This window comes from Mesorhizobium sp. M1342 (assembly GCF_040317955.1).
GTDB lineage: Bacteria > Pseudomonadota > Alphaproteobacteria > Rhizobiales > Rhizobiaceae > Mesorhizobium.
Window position 1 is genome coordinate 63,080 of sequence record NZ_JAMYLI010000019.1, and the last position, 22,011, is coordinate 85,090.

Annotated in this window: 27 protein-coding genes; 17 read left to right on the forward strand and 10 right to left on the reverse strand. The window is 62.4% G+C overall.

The window, feature by feature from the left end; all coding sequences use genetic code 11:
- Positions 1–213: 213 nt before the first annotated feature.
- Together NKH06_RS20350 and NKH06_RS20355 are read right to left on the reverse strand one after the other, a co-directional pair.
- Positions 214–2,106 (reverse strand): L,D-transpeptidase family protein, encoded by a 1,893-nt coding sequence (locus NKH06_RS20350; protein WP_352893781.1) that lies wholly within the window; start codon positions 2,104–2,106, stop codon positions 214–216.
- A 209-nt stretch (positions 2,107–2,315) separates the two neighbouring features.
- Positions 2,316–3,062: a 3-oxoacyl-ACP reductase family protein gene (locus NKH06_RS20355; protein WP_352552211.1), complete on the reverse strand. Its 747-nt coding sequence runs from the start codon at positions 3,060–3,062 to the stop codon at positions 2,316–2,318.
- A 98-nt stretch (positions 3,063–3,160) separates the two neighbouring features.
- On the opposite strand from NKH06_RS20355, the gene NKH06_RS20360 reads away from it, so the two are divergent.
- Positions 3,161–3,775: a TetR/AcrR family transcriptional regulator gene (locus NKH06_RS20360; RefSeq protein ID WP_023813963.1), complete on the forward strand. Its 615-nt coding sequence runs from the start codon at positions 3,161–3,163 to the stop codon at positions 3,773–3,775.
- A gap of 108 nt (positions 3,776–3,883) precedes the next feature.
- Positions 3,884–4,279, forward strand: a complete 396-nt coding sequence (locus NKH06_RS20365) for a rhodanese-like domain-containing protein (RefSeq protein ID WP_023813962.1) — start codon at positions 3,884–3,886, stop codon at positions 4,277–4,279.
- A gap of 13 nt (positions 4,280–4,292) precedes the next feature.
- Here NKH06_RS20365 and NKH06_RS20370 read toward each other — a convergent pair whose 3' ends face one another.
- Positions 4,293–5,201, reverse strand: coding sequence for an alpha/beta hydrolase (locus tag NKH06_RS20370; RefSeq protein WP_128303656.1), 909 nt, complete (start codon positions 5,199–5,201; stop codon positions 4,293–4,295).
- A 47-nt stretch (positions 5,202–5,248) separates the two neighbouring features.
- On the opposite strand from NKH06_RS20370, the gene NKH06_RS20375 reads away from it, so the two are divergent.
- Positions 5,249–5,701: a MarR family winged helix-turn-helix transcriptional regulator gene (locus NKH06_RS20375; protein WP_023813960.1), complete on the forward strand. Its 453-nt coding sequence runs from the start codon at positions 5,249–5,251 to the stop codon at positions 5,699–5,701.
- 17 nt (positions 5,702–5,718) lie between these two features.
- Here NKH06_RS20375 and NKH06_RS20380 read toward each other — a convergent pair whose 3' ends face one another.
- Both NKH06_RS20380 and NKH06_RS20385 read right to left on the reverse strand, forming a co-directional pair.
- Entirely contained in the window at positions 5,719–6,330 is a 612-nt protein-coding gene (locus NKH06_RS20380; RefSeq protein ID WP_352893784.1) for a pyridoxamine 5'-phosphate oxidase family protein, read from the reverse strand.
- Between the two features lie 73 nt (positions 6,331–6,403).
- Entirely contained in the window at positions 6,404–6,757 is a 354-nt protein-coding gene (locus NKH06_RS20385; RefSeq protein ID WP_023813958.1) for a gamma-butyrobetaine hydroxylase family protein, read from the reverse strand.
- Between the two features lie 199 nt (positions 6,758–6,956).
- Between NKH06_RS20385 and moaA the strand changes: the two genes are divergently transcribed.
- The 12 genes from moaA (at position 6,957) to NKH06_RS20445 (ending at position 16,263) form a co-directional block, all read left to right on the forward strand.
- Positions 6,957–7,952 carry a GTP 3',8-cyclase MoaA gene (gene moaA / locus NKH06_RS20390; RefSeq protein WP_031213805.1) on the forward strand — a complete coding sequence of 332 codons (996 nt, stop codon included), beginning with the start codon at positions 6,957–6,959 and terminating at the stop codon, positions 7,950–7,952.
- A gap of 90 nt (positions 7,953–8,042) precedes the next feature.
- Positions 8,043–8,477 (forward strand): hypothetical protein, encoded by a 435-nt coding sequence (locus NKH06_RS20395; RefSeq protein ID WP_352893785.1) that lies wholly within the window; start codon positions 8,043–8,045, stop codon positions 8,475–8,477.
- A gap of 119 nt (positions 8,478–8,596) precedes the next feature.
- Positions 8,597–8,956 carry a hypothetical protein gene (locus NKH06_RS20400; protein WP_023813955.1) on the forward strand — a complete coding sequence of 120 codons (360 nt, stop codon included), beginning with the start codon at positions 8,597–8,599 and terminating at the stop codon, positions 8,954–8,956.
- Positions 8,957–9,181: 225 nt separating this feature from the next.
- Positions 9,182–10,102: a DMT family transporter gene (locus tag NKH06_RS20405; RefSeq protein ID WP_352893787.1), complete on the forward strand. Its 921-nt coding sequence runs from the start codon at positions 9,182–9,184 to the stop codon at positions 10,100–10,102.
- A 55-nt stretch (positions 10,103–10,157) separates the two neighbouring features.
- A complete protein-coding gene (gene mobA, locus NKH06_RS20410; protein ID WP_352893788.1) occupies positions 10,158–10,784 on the forward strand; it encodes a molybdenum cofactor guanylyltransferase MobA in 627 nt (208 codons plus the stop codon).
- Complete coding sequence (mobB, locus tag NKH06_RS20415; RefSeq protein ID WP_352728580.1) at positions 10,781–11,290, forward strand: molybdopterin-guanine dinucleotide biosynthesis protein B; 510 nt, start codon at positions 10,781–10,783, stop codon at positions 11,288–11,290. The genes mobA and mobB overlap by 4 nt, the downstream gene beginning before the upstream one ends.
- A 157-nt stretch (positions 11,291–11,447) precedes the next feature.
- Positions 11,448–12,233, forward strand: a complete 786-nt coding sequence (locus NKH06_RS20420; protein ID WP_352893790.1) for an ABC transporter substrate-binding protein — start codon at positions 11,448–11,450, stop codon at positions 12,231–12,233.
- 80 nt (positions 12,234–12,313) lie between these two features.
- Positions 12,314–13,033, forward strand: a complete 720-nt coding sequence (locus tag NKH06_RS20425) for an ABC transporter permease (protein WP_023813950.1) — start codon at positions 12,314–12,316, stop codon at positions 13,031–13,033.
- Positions 13,030–13,851 carry an ABC transporter permease gene (locus NKH06_RS20430; RefSeq protein ID WP_352442424.1) on the forward strand — a complete coding sequence of 274 codons (822 nt, stop codon included), beginning with the start codon at positions 13,030–13,032 and terminating at the stop codon, positions 13,849–13,851. Before NKH06_RS20425 ends, NKH06_RS20430 begins: the two co-directional genes overlap by 4 nt.
- A gap of 106 nt (positions 13,852–13,957) precedes the next feature.
- Positions 13,958–14,827 carry an NAD(P)-dependent oxidoreductase gene (locus NKH06_RS20435; protein WP_352442423.1) on the forward strand — a complete coding sequence of 290 codons (870 nt, stop codon included), beginning with the start codon at positions 13,958–13,960 and terminating at the stop codon, positions 14,825–14,827.
- A 9-nt stretch (positions 14,828–14,836) separates the two neighbouring features.
- Positions 14,837–15,541, forward strand: a complete 705-nt coding sequence (locus NKH06_RS20440) for a DNA alkylation repair protein (RefSeq protein WP_352442422.1) — start codon at positions 14,837–14,839, stop codon at positions 15,539–15,541.
- Positions 15,542–15,693: 152 nt separating this feature from the next.
- On the forward strand, positions 15,694–16,263 hold the full coding sequence (locus NKH06_RS20445) for a DUF3299 domain-containing protein (RefSeq protein ID WP_352893792.1): 570 nt from the start codon (positions 15,694–15,696) through the stop codon (positions 16,261–16,263).
- Between the two features lie 20 nt (positions 16,264–16,283).
- Here the strand turns inward: NKH06_RS20445 and NKH06_RS20450 are convergent, their stop codons facing one another.
- The 4 genes from NKH06_RS20450 to NKH06_RS20465 all read right to left on the reverse strand — a co-directional run bounded on the left by NKH06_RS20450 (position 16,284) and on the right by NKH06_RS20465 (position 18,780).
- Positions 16,284–16,775 carry an Lrp/AsnC family transcriptional regulator gene (locus NKH06_RS20450; protein WP_006205209.1) on the reverse strand — a complete coding sequence of 164 codons (492 nt, stop codon included), beginning with the start codon at positions 16,773–16,775 and terminating at the stop codon, positions 16,284–16,286.
- A 109-nt stretch (positions 16,776–16,884) separates the two neighbouring features.
- Complete coding sequence (locus NKH06_RS20455; protein ID WP_128303649.1) at positions 16,885–17,565, reverse strand: uracil-DNA glycosylase family protein; 681 nt, start codon at positions 17,563–17,565, stop codon at positions 16,885–16,887.
- Positions 17,505–18,116, reverse strand: a complete 612-nt coding sequence (locus NKH06_RS20460) for a glutathione S-transferase (protein WP_352442421.1) — start codon at positions 18,114–18,116, stop codon at positions 17,505–17,507. Before NKH06_RS20460 ends, NKH06_RS20455 begins: the two co-directional genes overlap by 61 nt.
- Positions 18,117–18,159: 43 nt before the next feature.
- Positions 18,160–18,780: a thermonuclease family protein gene (locus NKH06_RS20465; protein ID WP_127297290.1), complete on the reverse strand. Its 621-nt coding sequence runs from the start codon at positions 18,778–18,780 to the stop codon at positions 18,160–18,162.
- A 75-nt stretch (positions 18,781–18,855) separates the two neighbouring features.
- Here NKH06_RS20465 and NKH06_RS20470 point away from each other — a divergent pair, with 75 nt between their 5' ends.
- The gene (locus NKH06_RS20470; protein WP_352442420.1) at positions 18,856–20,376 is read left to right on the forward strand and encodes a sensor histidine kinase; all 1,521 of its coding nucleotides are present in this window, start codon (positions 18,856–18,858) and stop codon (positions 20,374–20,376) included.
- 50 nt (positions 20,377–20,426) lie between these two features.
- A complete protein-coding gene (locus NKH06_RS20475) occupies positions 20,427–20,957 on the forward strand; it encodes a GNAT family N-acetyltransferase (RefSeq protein ID WP_352442419.1) in 531 nt (176 codons plus the stop codon).
- Between the two features lie 12 nt (positions 20,958–20,969).
- On the opposite strand, the gene NKH06_RS20480 is transcribed toward NKH06_RS20475, so the two are convergent.
- Complete coding sequence (locus NKH06_RS20480) at positions 20,970–21,968, reverse strand: nicotinate-nucleotide--dimethylbenzimidazole phosphoribosyltransferase (RefSeq protein ID WP_352442446.1); 999 nt, start codon at positions 21,966–21,968, stop codon at positions 20,970–20,972.
- Between the last annotated feature and the right edge of the window lie 43 nt (positions 21,969–22,011).

Below are 22,011 nucleotides of genomic sequence, written 5' to 3' on the forward strand. Positions count from 1 at the left end.
ATCTGAACGCTGAAGCGAAACGTGCCCACTTCCGTAGCCTGGTCCATCTTCGTCGTCAGCCAACGGCAGAATGCCGACGATGGCAAAACAGCGTCGCAGAATCGCTTCGAGCGCTCAACATCGTTCGTCCGCCGCTCCTCGTTCCCTCTCAGCCGCCTTTCCGCTTTCGGTCATGCCGTATTTATGAGTTAACGGCCTACCGGAAGTCCTGGATCAACTCGAAGGCGAGCGAACCGCCTCCGTAGCGTCCAGAGCCTGCTTCAGGCGCGAATCGCGGTCGTAGACGTCGCCGAAATACTCGACCTTGCCGGACAGATCGGGCCATGCGGTGAAATAGGCGACATAGACCGGGATCGTGCGCGTCACATTCTCGGTCGCATGGCCGTGCTTCAGCTTCTCGGCGATATAGTCCACGGAGGTGCCAAGCACCGCCGCTGCCATGCCGCGCGGGTCCTGCAGCCGCACGCAGCCATGGCTGAGCGCGCGCATATCCCGCTGGAAGAATGATTTCTGCGGGGTGTCGTGCATGTAGATCGCGTGCTTGTTGGGGAACAGGATCTTCAACTCGCCCAGCGCGTTGGCCTCGCTCGGCTGCTGGCGAACGCTGTAGGGGATGTTGGAGCCATAGGCGCCCCAATTGACCGCCGACGAAGGAATGCGCTTGCCGCGCGAATCCGTCACCTCGTAGCCGGCCCGGTCGAGATAGCCCGGATCGTTGCGCAATCTCGGCAGCATCTCGTTGACGATGATCGACTGCGGCACGCCCCAATAGGGATGGAAATCGACCTGCTTGATCTGGTCGTAGAAGAAAGAGGTCTGGTTGGTGGTCCGGCCAACGACGACACGCGTCTTGAGCTTTTCCTCGCCATTGTCGATGTAGCTTGCGGTGAAGGCTGGCTGGTTGATGAAGACGCGCGGACTGCCAAGATCGGAGGGCAGCCAGCGCAGTTCCTCCAGCGCCACTTCCACCTTCAGCAGCTTGTCGGCCTTGGATGTTCCGGCCAGCGTCGCGACGGTGCGCGGGCCGATGACGCCGTCGCCCTTCATGCCTGCCTTCTGCTGCACCGCCTTGATGACCGGGACCAGTTCCGGATCATAGACCTCGCCGGTGGCCAGCCTGGACAGGATCTCGCCATAGGCGCCGCCCATCTCGTCATCGAGATTGCGCGCGATCAGGGTCAGCAGCTTCGGCAGTTCCGGGCTGGTTTCGCCCGGCTTCAACAACAGCTTGGGGTCGACGACGACTTCGTTTTCAGCGCTGGCCTGCAGCGATTCGAGTTCGACGCGCAGCGCCTGGTATTCCGCATTCTGCGGATGCCGCGACTCGAGATAGGTGCGCACTTGCTGGGTATGCGCCAGCGTCCTCAGCACGCCTTGCAAGTCGAGCGGCTTGGCCGGGAAATCATAGTAGCCGGTCATGCGGTTGGGATCGACGCGGCCGTTCTGGGCGTCGTGGGCATAGCGCAGCACACGCGCGGAAAGCGCCATCTCGAAACGGACGAGCTCTTTCAGTTGCGTATTGGCATCGGACGACGATGCGCCGGCAGCGGGCACTTCGACCGTATAGTCGGCGGGCGTGAGACCATAGCTTGAAGCCTCGCCAAGCACCCGCACCGCATCCTGCGCGCGGCTGTTGAGGCTGGTTCCGCTTATCCAGATGAAATCCGGATTGGCCGAGTAATACGCGATCAGCGCCTTGGCGATGTCGGGCTCGGCTAAGAGTTCGTAGTCACCCAAGCTGGCAACCGCATCACGAAACGCGGCGCCCGTTGCCGACGGCACGAAAGCCGCATCCTGTGGCGTCGCCGGCTCTGGCGTCGGGGCCAGCGCCGAGAAGTCGACGCGAACCAGCCGGTCGGCCTTGTAGGTGTAGTAGGATGGGCTGCTGATTCTCGCACCGCCACCGCCACCGCTGGCCGGAGCCTTCGGCTTTGGCTTGTGCTTCGGTGGCGGAGGCGGAAACTCGCCTTTCGGCGCATGCTTGACGCCGCCGCCGAACAGCATGTCGAACAGCCCCTGCGCGCCTGCCTGGGGTACACCGAAAGCCAGCGTTGCCGTGATCGCCATCACCGGCATCACGGTTGCTTTGTTTCCGAGGAATTTCATGAATCACCCGCTCCGGCCGCAACCGGTTCCCGTTCCGCACGCTAGATCGTCCCGCTCACCGCATGGCGGATGTAAGGCGCGACTATACTGATTCATACCGATTTCGTTAAGCTTTCATAAATTTTGGAAAGCCTGTTGCAGAACGGTTTCACAAGATCGTGACGGCTGGAGCGGAGGGTTGTTCCGCCCCAGCCGGAAATCTCTCGGGATCAGGCGTTGGCGCCGCCATCGATGGTCAGGGCAGCGCCGGTGACGAAGCGGCCTTCAGGGCCTGCAAGCCAGGCGACCATACCGGCAATGTCATCGGCCTTGCCGAAACGCGGTGTTGCCATCTTCCGGCGCTGATGCTCGGCGTGCGGGCCGTCGGCCGGGTTCATGTCGGTGTCGGTCGAACCGGGGTGGACGACGTTGGCGGTGATGCCGCGCGGGCCGAGGTCGCGCGCCAGCGCCTTGGTCAGGCCGACCAGCGCCGCCTTGCTGGCTGAATAGGCCGTGAGGCTGCCGTCGGTCGCCCTCTCGGCAAGGTTGCTGCCAATCGAGATGATCCTGCCGCCCTCACCCATATGCACGGCCGCCGCCTTCGAGGCGATGAATGGAGCCCGGAGATTGACCTCCATGGTCTCGTCGAAATCTGCGAGCGACAGCGTGTCGATGGGGGCGGCCCGCCAGATGCCGGCGCTGTTGACCAGGATGTCGAGCCGGCCGAAGGCGGTCACTGCGTCGTCGACGGCCTTGTCTATGGCGACCGCATCGCGGTTGTCGGCCCTGATCGCGATGGCGCGGCCGCCCTTGGCCTCGATTTCGGCGACAACCGAGCGAGCCTGCTCCTCGCCATGCACATAAGTCAGCGCGACACTGGCGCCGTCGGCCGCGAGCCGTCGCGCAATCGCCGCACCGATGCCGCGACTGCCGCCGGTGACGAGCGCGGCCTTGCCGCCCAGTTGGTTGAATGACATCGATTTCTCCTTTTGTAACGATCGATACATAAATATCTGTCAGCCTTGCCCACCGGCGTCAACTTAATTATGTATCGATCAACACAGAAAAGATCATCATGTCGGAACGAGGCCGCCCCCGCACCTTCGATCGAACCGCAGCCCTGCGCCGCGCTATGCAGGTGTTCTGGGCGCGTGGCTACGAAGGCGCATCGATGAGCGATCTGACCGCCGCCATGGGCATCAACTCGCCCAGCCTCTATGCCGCCTTCGGCAGCAAGGAGGCGCTGTTCCTCGAGGCGACGGATTTTTACTCGCACACCGAGGGTGCCGACATCTGGCTGGCGCTGGAGGAAGCTCCGACCGCGCGGCAGGCGATCGAACAATTCCTGTGCCTGACGGCGAAGGCCTATGCGCAGAGCGATCGTCCGCAGGGCTGCCTGATCACGCTCGGCGCGCTGCATCAGGATTCGAGCCGAGGCGCCATCTGCGCCGATCTGCGCCGTCGCCGTGCCGAAAACCACACCGCCCTGCAGAAGCGTCTCGAGCGCGGCGTTGCCGAAGGCGAATTGCCGGCGAATTTCGATGCGAGCGCCGCCGCGACTTTCTTCGCCACGGTCCAGCACGGCATGTCGATCCAGGCACGCGACGGCGCCTCGCACGATGCCCTGCTGGCGACGGTTGCCGGGGCCATGGCGGCCTGGAGGACGCTGGCCGGCGGCAACGCGGCGTGACAAACGCCGGCTGGTGTGCTCGAAATTCTGACTTGCCAGCAATGCTAGGGCCGGCAAGGCCGGGAGGCCAGCAATGCTAGGGCCGGCAAGGCCGGGAGGGATGAGAGTGTGAAAAAGGGTTATCGCGAGCTGCTGGACGAGGCGAACGCCGTGATCGAGGTGGTTTCGCCGGAGGAAGCGGCCGGGCTGCTCGACGATGAAGACACGATCTTCGTCGATCTGCGCGATCCACGCGAAGTGGAACGCGACGGCAAGATTCCCGGCGCCAAGCATGTCACGCGCGGCATGCTGGAGTTCTGGATCGACCCCGAAAGCCCTTACCACAAGCCGTTCTTCGCCTCGGGAAAGAGCTTCGTGTTCTTCTGCGCCGGCGGCTGGCGCTCGGCGCTGGCCACAAAGACGGCGCAGGACATGGGGCTTTCGCCGGTCAAGCACATCCTTGGCGGCTACACCGCCTGGAAGGCCGCCGGACTGCCGGTCGAACCCGGCGAGAAGAAGAAATAATCTCGACCGCCGCTCAGTGCAGCAGCAATGGCTCGCGATGCGTCACGAAGCCGACCGCGCGTTCGACCACGCCCTTGTCGGCGAGAATACGGCGGTGGCCGAGCCCGTCGGCCCAGTAGAGCCGCACATGGCCGCCGGCGCCGGCATAGCGCCTTGCATGATCGGCCGACACTTCGCGATCGTCCTGCGCATGGATGACCAGGGTCGGCACCGGCGCCTGGGCGAGCTGACGGTCGCCGGTGAATTCGTGCAGCGGCCGGCCGGAAAGATGCTCGACCCGGTCCGCCATGGCGGCTTGCGAGCGCGGGCCGACATTCAACATATGACTGAAGTCGGCAAAGATCGCCGGCAGGGAACTTGGCGCCGCGATCAGCACCAGGCGTCCGGCCGCCAGCGGCGGAATGTTCTTGACCGAACCGGCGATGGCATTGGCGGCGACGGCGCCGCCGAAGGAATGGCCGACCGCCGCCACGAAGGGGCCGAACCATTCGCCGGCAATTCGCACCGCATCCACGGCATTGACCATGTTCAGGCGCCGGCCCTGCGACTGGCCGTGGCCGGGCAGGTCAAGCGAAACGACCCTGTAGCCGGCGGCGCGATAGCCTTCGATCAAGGCGCGCATATATTCGGTGCGCGAGCGCCAGCCATGGACGACGAGCACCGTGCCGGCGGCCGCCCTGCCCGGCTCGGGCCGGAACTCGTGCACCATGACGCAGCCGGTCGCGGTCTTCAGTCGGTGATGTCGCGCCTCGGTCATGAACCCGGCCGCACGCTCGACAGCGCGGCGCTCGCCATCGCTGAGCGCCTTGACATTCGGGGTGCGGCAGAACAATTCGAACGCCGCGCGTCCGCTAAGCCGCGGCGCGACACGCTCTGCCGCACCGAACACGCCCCGGATGACCTTCAGCCCGAATGATGCCATAGTGAAAATCCATCCATACGTTCAAGCATGAACATAATAGTTCAAAGATGAACAATAAACAAGAGCTGCCTTGGGACAACCCCCGTTTCCGCAACTGGGTCGCGGTGGCGCGCGCATGCCATGTGCTGGAGCGCACGCTCGCGGTGAAGCTTGCACCGCTCGATTTGAAACCGGCGCAGCTCGACGTGCTGATGAACCTCTATCGCCACCCCGGCATGTCGCAGCACGATCTTGCCCGCAAGCTGCTCGTCGGCCGCTCCAACATCACCATGCTTTTGCCGCAGCTGGAAGCGCGTGGCCTGCTGCGCCGCGAAGGCGACGAGAAGGACAAGCGCATCCTGCGGCTCGCGCTCACCGAGGCCGGCGAGGCGCTGCTGATGCAGGCGCTGAAAGTGCATATGGCGCTGATCGAGAAGGCGATGAGCCAGTCGACGCCGGAACAATGCGACATGATCGGCGAGCAGATGCGCAAGATCTATGATGTGCTAAAAGAGGCGTGACGACTTTTCAGCCAGACCTACCACATCGTCTTCTTCGCCCGCTCCGGCCATTCCTTGTCGTAGGTTTCGCCGTCGATGTTGCTGCGGCTGGTGATTTCCAGGATCTGTCCGGGCGTCGGCAGCGACTTCGGGTCGACATGCCTTGCCGGGTCCCAAAGCTCGGAGCGGACGATGGCGCGGGCACATTGGAAATAGACCGAATCGACGTCGACGACGGTCACCGATCGCGCCGCCTTGCCGTCCACCGTGAATGATGTGCACAGCGCCGTATCCGTGGTGATATGAGCGCGGCCGTTGACACGCAGCGTCGTGCCGGAGCCCGGCACCAGGAACAGCAGGCCGACGCGTGGGTCGCGGATGACGTTTCGCAGCGAATCGGCGCGGTTGTTGCCGCGACGATCCGGCATCATCAGGGTTTTCGGATCATGGATGCGCACGAAGCCGGCGAGATCGCCGCGCGGCGAACAGTCCAGTCCCTCCGGTCCGCCGGTCGCCAGCGCGACGAACGGCGAGGCTTCGATGAAGGCGGCATATTCGGGAATGACGTGGTCGAGTTCCTTGACCAGCGAGGCCTCGCCTGGAACGCCGTAGAGCGCCTCGAGCTGCTCGACCGTGGTGATGACGGACATGTTTTCGCCTCCAAACCTTTGCCGGCGCTACGCCATCTCGATGACGTTTTGACGACAGCGAGGGGAATCAATTTTAGCGGTCCCGGCTCAGGCCCTTTTCCGCAAGCTCCGCGAGATAAGCCTCCCAGCGCGCATCCTTCTCGTGGCCGAGCGTATGCAGGTAATTCCAGGTGAAGATGCCGGTGTCGTGGAAATCGTCGAAGGTGATGCGCACGGCGTAGTTGCCGACTGGCTCGATCTTGAGAATGGCGACATTGCGCTTGCCGGGAACCGTCACCCGCTGATCCGGCGAATGGCCCTGCACCTCGGCCGATGGCGAGGCGACGCGCAACAGTTCCGCCGGCAGTTCGAACGGCCGATGGTCGGGAAATGTGACGGACAGAAGTTTACGGTCCTTGGAGACCCTGAGCTCTTTCGGTGCGGTCATGCTGTTCGATCCCGTCTCATCCACCCTTCCCTACGCCGCTTCGCCAAACGGGAAAAGGCCTGATGAGACCGACCGACATGCGATGTCGGCTGAGAGATGTTACCAAAGATCGAGAGGCGGTATCTTGAATGAATGGCCGGATCGTATCACATAGCGGTATATAACGAAGCCGTTCACGGCCACGGGAAGCGCTTGAAGCATGGACATGATTGATCCTTTCGGCCGCACGATCAGCTATCTCCGGGTGTCGGTCACCGACCGCTGCGATTTCCGCTGCACCTACTGCATGGCCGAGGACATGGCCTTCCTGCCGAAGAAGGACCTGCTGTCGCTGGAAGAGCTCGACCGGCTGTGCACGGTTTTCATCGAAAAGGGTGTCAGGAGATTGCGCCTCACCGGCGGTGAGCCGCTGGTGCGCAAGAACATCATGCATCTGGTGCGCCAGCTGTCGCGGCATCTCGCCAGCGGCGCGCTGGAAGAACTGACGTTGACCACCAACGGCTCGCAACTGTCGCGCTTTGCCGCCGAACTCGCCGATTGCGGCGTGAAGCGCATCAACGTGTCGCTCGATACGCTCGATGCCGACAAGTTCCACAAGATCACCCGCTGGGGCCATCTGGACAAGGTCATGCAAGGCATCGATGCCGCGCAGGCGGCGGGGCTGAAGGTCAAGCTCAACGCGGTGGCGCTGAAGGATTTCAACGACGCCGAGCTGCCCGAGATGATGCGCTGGGCGCATGGCCGCGGCATGGACCTGACGGTCATCGAAACCATGCCGATGGGCGAGATCGATGCCGACCGCACCGACCAGTATTTGCCGCTGTCGCTGCTACGCGCGTCGCTGGAACGCCAGTTCACGCTGACCGATATTCCCTTCAAGACCGGCGGCCCGGCCCGCTACGTCCAGGTCGCCGAGACCGGCGGACGGCTCGGCTTCATCACGCCGATGACGCATAATTTCTGCGAAAGCTGCAACCGCGTCCGGCTGACCTGCACCGGCACCCTCTATATGTGCCTGGGCCAGGAAGATGCCGCTGACCTGCGCGCGCCCTTGCGCGCCTCCGAGGGCAACGAGCTGGTCGCCGAAGCAATAGACGAAGCCATCGGCCGCAAGCCGAAAGGCCATGACTTCATCATCGACCGCCGCACCAGCCGCCCATCGGTGTCGCGCCACATGAGCGTCACCGGCGGCTGATCTTTTCGTGAAATTCATGCAAGATCGCTTCGGGATCATGATTTCGAGGCGAGCATGCGGCTGCACTCTTCATTCCTGGCCATTGCGACAATGGCAGCAGCCAGTGCGGTCGCAGCGCCGTTCACCTATGTGAACGAGCGCTACGGCACCGTCTGCACCTTTCCCGACGATGTCTTTACCGATCGCCAGCCGGAGCCCGACAATGGCGACGGACAGCAATGGCTGAGTGCCGACGGTGCCAGCCTGATCTGCTCGGGCATCCTCAACATCGACGACGATACGCCGAAAGGCTTTGTCGCGGCGCAGAAGGCGAGCAACGAGCCGGGCTACAAGGTGACCTACAGCAGGGCCGGAAAGGACTGGGCAGTGCTGTCGGGCTTGAAGGAAGGAAAGATCTTTTACGAGCGGCGCCTGTTTGGTGGAGATGGCGTCATCCGCACGGTATGGGTCGATTACCCTCCGGCCCTGAAGTCGAAATACGACCCGCTGGTCGGTGCCATTGCCGGCAGTCTCAAGGGACCATGAAAGTTTCGGACCACACCCCAGAAAAAGTCTTGTTCGCGAACCGCAGCCGGATTTACGGCCAGTCTGTTCCAGCCTAGCCTTCCCTGGAAGCGGCTCTTCGCTCACAGGGGGAATACATCATGCGCAAACTCATTCTTTCTCTGGCCTTGCTCGGTCTCGCGGCCGCGCCCGCCGCGGCGCAGTCGATCGGCGGCACCTATACGGTCGCCGGCACCAACTTCGACGGTTCGGCCTATGGCGGCGAAGCCACCATCACGCTGACCAGCGGGACGACCTGCGCGATCCATTGGGAAACCGGTGGCTCATCTTCCGACGGCATCTGCATGCGCAACGATGATGCCTTCTCGGCCGGCTATGTCATGGGCAAGGATATCGGCCTCGTCGTCTACAAGATGACGGACGACGGCTCGCTGCATGGTCTGTGGACCATCGCCGGCAAGGAAGGCAATGGCACCGAGGTGCTGACGCCGAAGAAGTAAGCTCTGCCGCCATTGCAGGTGATCTTCTGGGCCACAAACAAGGCTGTGGCCCAGCCCTTTGCTGTTGCTGTTTCATGCCCGGCTGTTACAGGCTTGCTGCCTAAAGCGCGTCGCGTTTGAACGGATTCAGGCGACGCGCTTCAGGTCTTTGTTTCTTATGCATGTCGTTTCCCAAAACTCGAGGTCACTTTTGGGCGACATGCATTAGCAGAACCGGTAGCCGTCTTGCCCCTGTCACCAAATATTCGCGGCGCGTTGTTCATGATGGTGGCGATGGCCGGCTTCTGCCTCAACGACGCCATCACCAAATACTCGTCACAATCGATGAACATGGCGCAGGTCATGTTGATCCGTGGGGCTTTCGCTTCGCTTTTCGTTGGCTTGCTCGCCTGGCAGCGCGGCGCGCTCGCCCGCCCGGGCTCGATGCTGCAGCCTCTGGTGGCCCTGCGCGTGATCAGCGAGGCCGGTGCCACGGTGAGTTTTCTCGTCGCCCTCGCCCATTTGCCGATCGCCAATGTTTCGGCGGTGCTGCAGGCGCTGCCGCTGGCAGTGACGATGGGAGCGGCACTTGTCTTCGGCGAGGCTGTCGGCTGGCGGCGCTGGCTGGCCATCGCCATCGGATTTGCCGGTGTGCTGATCATTGTGCGGCCGGGCTTCGAAGGGTTCAGCATCTACTCGCTGGCGGCGTTGGCCAGCGTCGCTTGCTGCGCGGTCCGCGACCTTGCCACCAATCGGATCCCGAAGGCCATTCCGACATTGCTGGTGTCGACCGCGACCGCGCTTGCCATGACAATTGTCGGTGCGGCGCTGTTGTCGCCGATGGGCGGCTGGACGCCGATGACGGGCAACAGCACAGCCCTGTTGGCCTTGGCTGCTGTGCTGGTGATTATCGGTTACCAGTTCATCATCATGGCGATGCGGGCGGGCGACATCTCCTTCATCGCGCCGTTCCGCTACACGGCCCTGATCTGGTCGATCCTGCTTGGCCTGTTCATCTTCGCCGACATTCCCGATCTGCCGATGATCGTCGGCGCCACCATCATCATCGGCTCCGGCCTCTATGCGCTCTACCGTGAGCGGATCGTCGGCCGGCGCAAGATCGTCGCCGAAAGCACGGGGCCGACCATGGTGCCGGACGGCATCTAGTCAGATCATTGAAGGTTCTTGTGATTTCCGACGGCTGGCGTACAGGCTTCGTGGCATGAAGCGAAATGTCTTGGGGATCATCCTGGCCGGTGGCCAGTCGAGGCGGATGGGCGGCGGCGACAAGAGCCTGCTGCCGCTTGGCGATGGCTGCCTGCTTGACCAGGTCGTGTCGCGCTTCACCCCGCAGATCGAATCGCTGGCGCTCAGCGCCAATGGCGACCCTGCAAGGTTCCTGCGCTTTGGCCTGCCGGTACTTGCCGACACGGTGACCGGCTTTGCCGGGCCGCTTGCCGGGATCCTCACCGGCCTCGAATGGGCCGCCGCCAACACGGCCTGCAAGGCGATCGTCAGCGCTGCCGGCGACACACCTTTCCTGCCGTTGGACCTTGTCGCGCGTCTGGCAGGGGCCGCCGATCAAAGCCCCGGTTCGATTGCCGTTGCCTGCTCGGCCGGCAAGCGGCACCCGACCTTTGCCCTCTGGCCGATCGGCTGCCGCGATGCCTTGCGGCACTTTCTGGTCGATGAGGATATCAGGCGGGTGTCGGCTTTCATCGACCGGCACGGTTTTGTCGAGGTGGAGTTCCCTGTTCCGCCATCGGCGGGGGTCGATCCTTTCTTCAACATCAACGAGCCGGACGATCTTGTGTCTGCCGAGCGTCTGTTGCAGAGCATCAAGCCATGAACAGACGCGTCTTCGGCATCACCGGCTGGAAGAATTCCGGCAAGACGACTTTGACCGAAAGGCTGGTCACCGAACTTGTCCGGCGCGGCTGGAAGGTGTCGACGGTGAAACACGCCCATCATGATTTCGACATCGACAAACCGGGTGCCGATAGTTTCCGCCACCGGCAGGCCGGCGCCACCGAAGTCGCGATCGTCTCCGGCGTTCGCTGGGCACTGATGCACGAACTGCGCGGCGAGGATGAGCCGACATTGGAGACTGTACTGTCGCGGCTTGCCCCTTGCGACCTGGTGCTGGTCGAAGGCTACAAGCGCGAAGCCCACAGCAAGATCGAAACCCGCCGGCTGGATGCGAAGGACCGTACGCCGCTTTCGGCGGAGGATCCCAACATCGTCGCTGTCGCCGCCGATTTTGCGATTGAAGGCGAGCTGCTGCCGGTATTCGATCTCGACGATGCAAAATCGATAGCCGACTTCATCGAACGCACCACTGGGCTCGTTGCTTGAGCGCTGACGCAACGGCAGAATAGCCTTGCCCATTTTTACGGTTTTGCAGTTGCTTTTTTCTTGGAAAGAGTGGGAGTATCGCGCCAGCGGGCGGTCAAAAGCACCGCCCCACAGAGCCGTTCGGAACGACGGCCGGGACCATAAAGAGAGGACCATCATGCGTATTTCACTGCGTATCGCGCTTGCCGCATCGGCCGCGCTGCTGACGCTCGGCGTCGCCCAGGCCCAGGAAAAGACCCTGAGGATCGGCACCGAAGGCGCCTACCCACCATTCAACAATCTCACGGCCGATGGCCAGCTCGTGGGCTTCGACATCGACATCGCCAAGGCGCTTTGTGACGAGATGAAGGTCAAGTGCACCTTCGTCGCCCAGGATTGGGACGGCATCATTCCCGCCCTTCAGGCCGGCAAGTTCGACGCCATCGTCGCCTCGATGTCGATCACGCCGGAGCGGATGGAAAAGGTCGACTTCTCGCACAAATACTACAACACGCCGTCGGCTCTCGCCGTGCCGAAGGACAGCACGCTGAAAGGCGTGACCAAGGAAGATCTCGCCGGCAAGACCATCGGCGTCGCCACCACCACGACGCATTTCAACTATGCCTCGAAGACCTACACCGACAGCACCGTCAAGGGTTATCCGAGCAGCCCCGAGGAGCAGGCCGATCTTGCCAATGGTCGTCTCGACGCCATCCAGGACGATATCGTCGTGCTGCAGCAGTTTCTGGATTCGCCTGATGGCGCCTGCTGCAAGATTCTCGGCCAGCCTTCGCCGCAGCCGGTCGAGATCTTCGGGCCGGGCGCCGGCATTGCCGTGCGCAAGGGCGAGACCGACCTGGTCAACAAGCTCAATTCGGCCATCGACGCCATCCGCGCCAATGGAAAATACAAGGAAATCAACGACAAGTACTTCAAGTTCGACGTCTACGGCGCCGAGTCCTGATAAATACGGTCAAGACGGCGGGGAATTTCCCCGCCGTCTTTCTATTCGTCTTGGGAATGCCGTGGAGATAAGACCGGTCGATGCCAGCCCAGAGCATATGGACACTTCTCAGTTGGGGACCCGAAGGCTGGCTTGACGATATTGCCTATGGCGCACTGATCACCATTGCGCTTGCACTTGCCACGCTGCCCATCGGCCTGGCGATCGGCTTTTTCATCGCCCTCGCCAAGCAGTCCGAAGAACCCTCGTTGCGCCTTGCCGCCAACATCTACACCACCGTTTTTCGCGGCCTGCCGGAACTGGTGACGCTTTTCCTGTTCTTCTTCGGCATGCCGATCCTGCTGCAGCATCTCGTCAGGTATTTCCGGCCGGACACCACCATCGACGTCAACAGCTTCGTCGCCGGCATGATCGTGCTTGCGCTGATCTTCTCGTCCTATGCCAGCGAGGTTTTCCTGTCGGCCTTCCGGGCCATTCCGAAAGGCCAGTATGAGGGCGGCTATGCCATCGGTCTTTCGAACTGGCTGACCATGCGCAAGGTGATCGTGCCGCAGCTGCTGCGCATCGCGTTCCCCGGCCTGGAGAATTGCTGGCTCAGCCTGCTCAAGGACACGTCGCTGGTGTCGGTCGTCGGCCTGGCCGAGACGCTGCGCAATGCCAGCATTGCCGCCCGCGTCACCAAGCATGCTTTCCTGTTCTTCGGTGTCGCCTCGCTGGTCTTTCTTGGTCTGGCCGTCCTGTCGTCCTTCGCCACCAGCGCTATCCTGCGTTCGCTTGGCCGGCAGGAGGCGCAGCGATGAGCGCCACGGCCACAATGGTCGAACGGCCCCCGCCCCGGGCGCGCGGCTGGCCGCGCAGGCGTATTGCCGGTTATGCGCTGGTCTGCCTGTGGATTTTGTTCGGCATTGGCATCGTCAGCTATCTCTTCCTTGCCTGGAACCCTGAGTTCTTCGCCAAATATGCGCCAGCCTATTTGCGAGGGCTTGGGGTAACGCTCTCGCTGGTTTCCATATCGATGGTGCTCGGCGCGATCCTGTCGGTGCCCGTCGCTTACGGGCGCATGTCCAAGAACCGGATCCTGTCCGGCCTCGCCTATTGCTACGTCTATTTCTTCCGCGGCACGCCGCTGCTGGTCCAGACTTATCTCGTCTATTACGGATTGGGCTCGTTCAGGGTCGAGCTCCAGTCGATCGGCCTCTGGGACTTTTTCAAGGACGCGTTCAATTGCGGCGTCTTTGCCTTTGCGCTCAACACCGCCGCCTATCAGGCCGAGATTCTGCGCGGCGCCATCGAGAGCGTGCCAAGAGGGCAATGGGAAGGGGCGGCATCGCTTGGTCTGCACAAATTGCAGACCTTGCGCAAGATCATCCTGCCGCAAGCCTTGATCGTCGCCTTGCGGCCCTATGGCAACGAACTGATCCTGATGGTCAAGGCGTCCGCCATCGTCGCCATCATCACGGTCTATGATCTGATGGGCAATGCAAAGCTCGCCTTCGCCAACTCGTTCGACATCCAGGCCTATATCTGGGTCGCGCTCGTCTATCTGGTGATGGTCGAGATATTGCGCCATGGCGTCGAATGGATCGAGCGCCGGATCACCGTTCACCTGAAACGCTGACTATTTCAATTCAGCTGCACCAGCCGATCCTGCCCTACGCGTCTTGACGAATTGAGCGCAGAGCCTAGAGCTTTCGCAGCAAATTCCGTTTCTGAAGGGCAAGCTCATGGCATCTGTTGCATTTCTCGGTCTTGGCGTGATGGGCTATCCGATGGCCGGGCACTTGAAGAACAAGGGTGGCCATGATGTCACCGTCTACAACCGCACCAAGGCCAAGGCCGAGCAATGGGTTGGCCAGCATGGCGATAGCCTTGCGGCGACGCCAGCACAGGCCGCCGAGGGCAAGGATTTTGTCTTCTCCTGTGTCGGCAATGACGACGATCTGCGTTCGGTGACGACCGGTCCGGAAGGCGCCTTCAAATCGATGAAGAAGGGTTCGGTCTTCATCGACAACACCACGGCCTCGGCCGAGGTCGCTCGCGAGCTGGCGGCGGCGGCGGAAGCCGGCGGGTTTTCGTTTCTCGATGCGCCTGTCTCGGGCGGCCAGGCCGGCGCCGAGAACGGCGTGCTGACCGTCATGGTCGGCGGCGAGCAGGACGCTTTCGACAGAGCGAAGCCTGTTATCGACGCTTTTGCCCGCACGGTCGGCTTGATGGGGTCGGCCGGTGCCGGCCAGCTCACCAAGATGATCAACCAGATCACCATAGCCGGCCTCGTCCAAGGCCTGGCCGAAGGCATCCATTTCGGCAAGAAGGCCGGACTCGACATCGAGAAGGTGATCGAGGTGATTTCCAAGGGCGCCGCGGGCTCCTGGCAGATGGAGAACCGCCACAAGACGATGAACGCCGGCAAATATGATTTCGGCTTCGCCGTCGACTGGATGCGCAAGGATCTCGGCATCTGTCTGGCCGAGGCCGATCGCAATGGCGCCAGACTGCCGGTGACAGCACTTGTCGACCAGTTCTACAAGGATGTGCAGGCGATGGGCGGCAAGCGCTGGGACACGTCCTCGCTGCTGGCGCGCCTGGAGAAGTAGGTTTCCGCCGTGGCAGAGCTCTCACCTCAATCCACAGCCGCGGAAATCGTCGCCCATCTTCGCGCTATCGGGTCGGAGGAGAACCGCCTCGGCATGTTGCGCTACGGCATCAAGATCGACCGTGCGCTTGGTATCTCGCACGGCATGCAGCGGCAGATCGCCAGGAAGATCAGACGCAACCACGAGCGCGCCTTCGAGCTATGGGACACCGGCATCATGGAGGCGCAGTTCATCGCCTCCGTCACCGCTGACCCGAAACGGTTTTCTGCTGAAGATGCAAGACGATGGGCGGCCAGCTTCGACTCCTGGGACATCGTCGACGGCGTCTCCGACCTCTTTGTCGACACGGACGCCTGGAAAGAACTGATCGCCGAGTTCGCGGCGGACGAGCGGGAATTCGTTCGGCGCACGGCCTTTGCCATGATGGCCTGGTCTGTCGTCCACCGGAAGAAGGAGCCGGAGACGACCTTCCTCGCCTTCCTGCCGATCATCGAAACGCATGCCAACGACAGCCGCAATTTCGTGAAGAAAGCCGTGAACTGGGCGCTTCGGTCGATCGGCAAACGATCAATGGACATGCACGGCGCTGCCCTGGCTGTCGCCGAACGATTGGCGCAGTCGGCAGACAAGACGGCGCGCTGGATCGGCAAGGACGCCGTAAGGGAGCTGTCCAATGCCAAGACGCTCGCGCGGATCGTCGCCAGGAAAGGCTGACGGCGCGGAAATCCGCTTTCCGGCATGTCTAGATCTCGCCGACATGTGAAGTGGCTGCCGACATGTGATGCGGCTGCCGACATGTGATGCGGCGGGAGCGTTGACGTCGTTGACAGCGGCGTCTTTACTTGAGCTTCAAAGGGACGCGGCCAATGAGCAATCCTCCCAAATCAATCCTGGCCTTCGCAGCGGCATTGTTTGTGTCCGCGGCCACCGATGCCTCGGCCGAGACCGGGCACATATTCTGGAAGGATCTGCGTCCGGCTACGCAATCCGCCGCCGAAAACGTCGGGCTGCCGATGATCGCGGCAAAATTGCCCGACCATGGCGAGACGCTGTCCCTCAACCTGCAGGACAAAAGCATTCAGCTAGCCGGCTACGCATTGCCGGTCGATCGCGACGGCGATCTTGTCTATCAGTTCCTGCTGGTGCCGTGGACGGGTGCGTGCAGCCACATGCCAACGCCGCCCCCCAACCAGATCGTGCTGGTCACGCCGGCACGTCCCTACAAAATCTCCGAGGCCTATCAGCCGGTCGCGGTCACCGGCGCGCTGAAGCCGGACATGGAGAAGAGCCAGCTGTTCATCCTCGACGGCGTCAGCGTCATCCAGTCTGGCTACAGCGTCCGCAAGGCAGACGTGGTCGCCGTCGGCAGCGTACCGGACACCGTCACCCTGCCGGTCAATTCGCCCTGGAGTTTCCTCAACAAAAAGAAGAACTAAGCAGGACAACCTGCTGCAGCTCAGGCGGCGTTGGCACCCGATTCCTTGTCCAGCACCATGTAGTCGAGCGGGATTTCGGTCGTGTACTTGATCTGCTCCATGGCGAAGGACGACGACACGTCACGGATTTCGATCTTGGCGATCAGCCGCTTGTAGAAGGCGTCATAGGCGGCGATGTCTGGAACCACGACCCGCAGCAGATAATCGACGTCACCGCTCATGCGGTAGAACTCGACCACCTCGGGAAACTCCTGGATGACTTCCGAGAAACGCCGCAGCCATTCATGGCTGTGCGAATTGGTGCGGATCGACACGAAGACGGTGACGCGCACATTGACCTTTTCATGGTCGAGAATGGCAACGCGCCGCTTGATGACGCCTTCCTCCTCGAGCTTCTGGATGCGCCGCCAGCAAGGTGTTGTCGACAGCCCGACTTTCTTGGCGACGTCGGCGACCGCGAGTGTCGCGTCCTCCTGCAAAAGACGGAGAATTTTTCTATCGAGGCGGTCCATATTTTGCTCCCCAGGGGAATAGATTGGCTATACTCCCCCTTATTCCGACCTTTCACAAGAAAGAAATTCTGCCAATTGACGGAAAAGCGAGTGATTTCTTGCTGTAAGGTCAGCCGAGGCGATATCGGATTTCCGAACGCAGAAAAGGCAGCAAATCCATTTCAAACCATGGATTCTTCTTCAGCCAGCCGGTGTTGCGCCACGAGGGATGCGGCAGCGGCAGCACTTTCGGACCGACGGAATTCTCCCAGATGGAGCGCCAATCCATGACCGTTTCGGTCAGGGAGGGCCGGCGCGCCGCACCCATGTGCCAGGACTGCGCATAGATGCCGATCGTCAGCACCAGATCGATCCGTGGCATCGAGGCCATCAAAGGCGCGCGCCAGGCCGCCGCGCATTCGCGCCTCGGCGGCAGATCTCCCCCCTTGGCATCCTGGCCGGGAAAGCAGAAGCCCATCGGGACGATGGCGAATTTTTCGATGTCGTAGAATTCGTCGCTCGTCACGCCAAGCCAACTGCGCAGGCGGTCGCCGGAGGCGTCGGTGAACGGCATGCCAGACAGATGTACCTTGGTGCCGGGCGCCTGGCTGGCGATCAGGATACGGGCGCTGGACGAAGGGCGCAGTACTGGTCGTGGCTCATGCGGCAACGGCTTGCCGGCCGGATTTTCCACGCAGATACGGCAGGCGCGGACCCTGGCGACGAGGTTTTCGAGTTCAACAGTCATTCTCAGGCTGATGCGCTCGGCCGGCTGGAGACGGCCTGATGCCAGCGCAACACATTCGCGCAGTCATCCGGCACCTTGATGCGTGCCGGCTTCATGAAGTCGACGGCGATCAGGCCGGTGATGTCGGCGATCGAATAGCTGTCACCGGCGATGAACTCCCGGCTGCCCAGTTCGCCGTCCAGAAGCCTGAGGAACGCCACGGCCTTCGGCTTATTGGCCTCACCCCATTCGGGGACCTGCGGGATTTCCCATTCCTTCATGGCCGGATGGATGTGCCGGAAAGCCTGCGTGACGCAACTGAGCAAATTGAATTCCATCCGTCGCTGCCACATCTCGACCTGCGCCTTGCCGAGTGCGCCGCGCCCGAACAGGGCCGGTTCGGGATGCAGTTCCTCGAAATAACGGCAGATGGCGACGGATTCCGTGATGACGGTGCCGTCGTCGAGTTCCAGCACCGGCAGGCGTTGCAAGGGATTGCGCGAGCTGACCGCCTGTTGCCTGTGTTCGAGCGCCCCCATGTCGATGGGCACCTGCGGAACCTCGATGCCTTTCTCGGCCAGGAAAACGCGGACCCGCCGTGGATTGGGCGCCCGGCCCCCGTCGAAGAGTTTCATTCCATCCTCCTGTTCGTTCTCGGTTCCAGTTCTAGGACGCGTATCACCAGAAGCGAAAAATCTCGCGCACGGCATCGCCGATCGAGGCCAGTGTGCCGTGCTTCTTCTCGACGACTTCCCCGTGATGGCTGTCTCGCCAGTTCTGCGGCTGATCGAACGTTCCCGCCCAGATGCCGGCCTTTCCCGCCCGGGCGACGGCCTCCTCGCTCTCGAAGTCGCCATAGGCAACCGCCCAGCCGGCCTCGACCTGCGCGCGGTTGAGATTCTTGCCGCCGGCGGTGCAGTCGCCGAGCAGCCGGCCATAACGATCACGCTGCCAGCCGGTACAAGAGACGGGCTTGCCGGCGATCAGGCGAACGAGCGACTGACGCGCAAGCGTGCCGCAGGAATAGTCCGCGCCGTTCTTGCGGCAGGTCTGCGTATATTCTGGAGCATCGATGCCGCGCATGCGGATACGCTCGGTGCCAAGCGTGATCGAATCGCCGTCGTTGATGATTGCCACGCCTTGCGTCTTGCGTGTCTCCACCCGGTCGAGGCGGGCCGCCAGCAGGATCAGCAGTCCGAGGATGATGACGGCAAGCCCGTAATCCACCAGCCGGCGCCACAGGCTTCTGGGGCGCGCAACGTATCGCCGGCGCGGTCTTGGCGACCATGAGCGGCTCATATGGCAAACGGTTGGTTAATCATTCGAACGTAGCTTAACACTTGGAAACCGCTGCTCGCATAAATTGAAGTTTTGATGCCCTTGCAACGCTCGAACACAGCGGACAAGTTCATTGTGGACCGCAGGAAACCTCATCGCAACAGCGATGTGGCGCGCGCGGTGCGCAAGACGCGTGACCGTCTTTCGCAGCAGGCCGGCAATCCCGATTTCGATCGCGAACTGTTGAAGCTGCATGCCCGCGCGATGACCAGCGGCGCCATCGCCATCCCGCTTCTTGTCCTGTCGATCGCGGCGGCCGGCCGGCTGGCCGGAATCGGCAACGAGATCGGGCTCTGGGCGCTGTTCGCCCTGACCTGCTACACCATCGTTGCCTTCATGGCGCGGCGCATCGAGCGCACGGAAGCTTCCGACCTCAACCCTTCGCAAGCACGACGGGAATTCCTGATCGGCCATTTCCTTTGCGGTCTCGGCTGGGCATGGTTTGTGTGGCTTGGCTGCAGCGTCTGCGAGGTCGATCCGTTCCACATCGTCAAGGCCGTGGTGCTGTTGTTCGCCATGGCGGCGACCGCGGTGATGACCTCGTCTCTGCGCGGGGCGCTGTTGGCCACCTTTGCCGTTCCCGTGGCGCTCTACGCTTATGCCGGCGCCAAGCTATGGATGCCGGTCGAGGCGATCATGGCCGCGCTGCTGGTCATGTCGCTGCCGTTCTTCGCCTATGTGGCCCGGCATCTCAACCACTCGTCCCTGATGATGTTGTCGTTCCGCTCCGAAAAGGATGCGCTGATCGCCGAACTGGAGACGGCGAAATCGATGTCGGACGAGGCGCGGCGGCGGGCCGAAGACGCCAATCTGGCGAAATCGCGGTTCCTCGCTTCGATGAGCCACGAATTGCGCACACCGCTCAACGCCATTCTCGGTTTTTCCGAGGTGATGTCGAACGAGGTGCTGGGGCCGATGAGCAATCCCACCTATCGCGACTACGCCCATGACGTGCACGAATCCGGCCAGCATCTGCTCGACCTGATCAACGAGATCCTCGACCTCTCGCGCATCGAGGCCGGCCGCTACCAGCTCAACGAAGAGCCGGTGATGCTGCTTGGTATCGTCGAGGACTGCTGTCACATGATGGAGTTGAGGGCGCGCAACAAGGATATCCGGGTCGTCCAGGATTTCGAGCACGAACTGCCGCGCCTTTTCGCTGATGAGCGTGCGGTGCGACAGATCACGCTCAACCTTCTGTCGAATGCGATAAAATTCACCGCTACCGGCGGTGAAATCCGTGTCCGCGTTGGTTGGACGGCGGGCGGCGGACAATACATTTCGATCAAGGACAACGGTCCGGGCATACCGGAAGACGAGATCCCGATCGTGCTTTCCGCCTTCGGCCAGGGCTCGATCGCGATCAAGAGCGCCGAGCAAGGCACCGGGCTTGGCCTGCCGATCGTGCAAGGGCTGCTCGCCATGCATGGCGGCGAGTTCGAGCTTCATTCCAAGCTGCGCGAAGGGACCGAGGCGATCGCCATCTTTCCGCTGAGCCGGGTGATGGAGGAACTGCCAGCACTGCCGACAGCGGCGGTGGCGGCTCGACGACGGTAAGCGTCGCGGCGAACTGTGTCGATGGCCAGCAAGAAGGACGGCGCCCCACGATGGCAGAAGGTGATTGGCACGTCGTTGGCATAGAGATCCACTCGGACCGCCTTCGCTTGAGGCTGTTTACAGCCGACGACGCTGAAGACCTCTTTTTCGCCATCACTCCCGCCATCACCCGTTTCATGCAGTGGGAACCACCTCGATCACTGGCGGCCTTTGCCAAAGTATGGCGATCCTGGCTGACGCCAATCCAGGACGGATCGGATTTGCACTTTGTTGTGCGTGCATTGGCGGACGATCGCTGTCTGGGACTTGTCGGCCTTCATGCAGCGAAGACCGTGTGTCCCGAACTCGGGATCTGGATCAGGGAAGACGCTCAAGGAAACGGCATTGGCCAAGAGGCAATTGCTGCTGTCGCGGAGTGGGCTTCCGAGGCACTTGAACCGGACTGCTTCGAATATCCGGTTGCCGAAAGGAACGTGGCCAGCAGAAGAATAGCGGAACGCCTTGGAGGCGTAATAGTCGGCGGCCGCTCCAACCCAAAATACAACACTGTCGTCTATCGCATTCCCAATCTCCGGCGCTAATACCTCAAGACTCTAGCCGCGTACTGCCGCAGCCATGCCCGAACTGGTCAGCGCGGCGGCCTTGACCAGCCCCGCGGCAAGGGCGGCCCCTGCCCCTTCGCCATGGCTGATGCCCAAATCGAGCAACGGGCGCAGGCCGAGCCGTTGGGCGGCGCGTGCATGCGCAGGCTCTGGCGACAGGCTGGCCAGCAGGCAATGATCGAGCGCGGTGGGATTGACGCCATGCAGTACCGCTGCGGCTGCCGTGGCGGCCAATCCGTCGAGCAGCAGCGGGATTTTCTGCATCCGCGCGGCAAGGATGGCGCCGGCGATTGCTGCGAATTCACGGCCGCCGACCCGGCGCAGCGCCTCGAGCGGGTCGCCGAGATGGCCGTCATGAAAAGCCAGCGCAGCATCGACCACGTCGGCCTTGCGTGCCTGCATGGCCGCATCGGCCCCCGACCCCGCGCCGACCCAGTCGGCGCCCCTGCCCCCGAACAGCGCCGCAAACAGGGTGGCGGCGACGGTGGAGTTGCCGACGCCGAGATCGCCGAGACACAAAAGGTCGGTGCCGCCGGCGATCGCTTCCATGCCGAAGGCCATGGTGGCGGCACAGCCACGCTCGTCGAGCGCAGCATCCTCGGTGATGTCGGCGGTCGGGATGTGCAGGGCGAGATCGAAGACCTTCAGTCCGAGATCGTTGGCGATGCAGATCTGGTTGATCGCGGCACCTCCGGCGGCGCAAAGCTCGACCGCATTGGCGGTCGCCGCCACCGGCCGTGGCGAAATGCCGTGGCGCGTGACGCCGTGATTGCCGGCAAAGACCGCCATCAGCGGTCTTGTCACCGCGGGCGGGGCCCGCCCGCTCCAGGCTGCCAGCCAGGCGGCGATGTCCTCGATACGGCCAAGCGAATTGCCTGGTTTGTCGGCCTTGGCAAACAGCATGCGCACGCGGGTCTCGGCTGCCGTGTCGGCCGTCGGCAGATTGGCCAACAGGTTGCGAAAATCGTCGAAAGGCAGTGCGCTGGTCATCTTGTTGTCGATCATTCCCTGGAGTTGGTGAGCGGCATAGCCG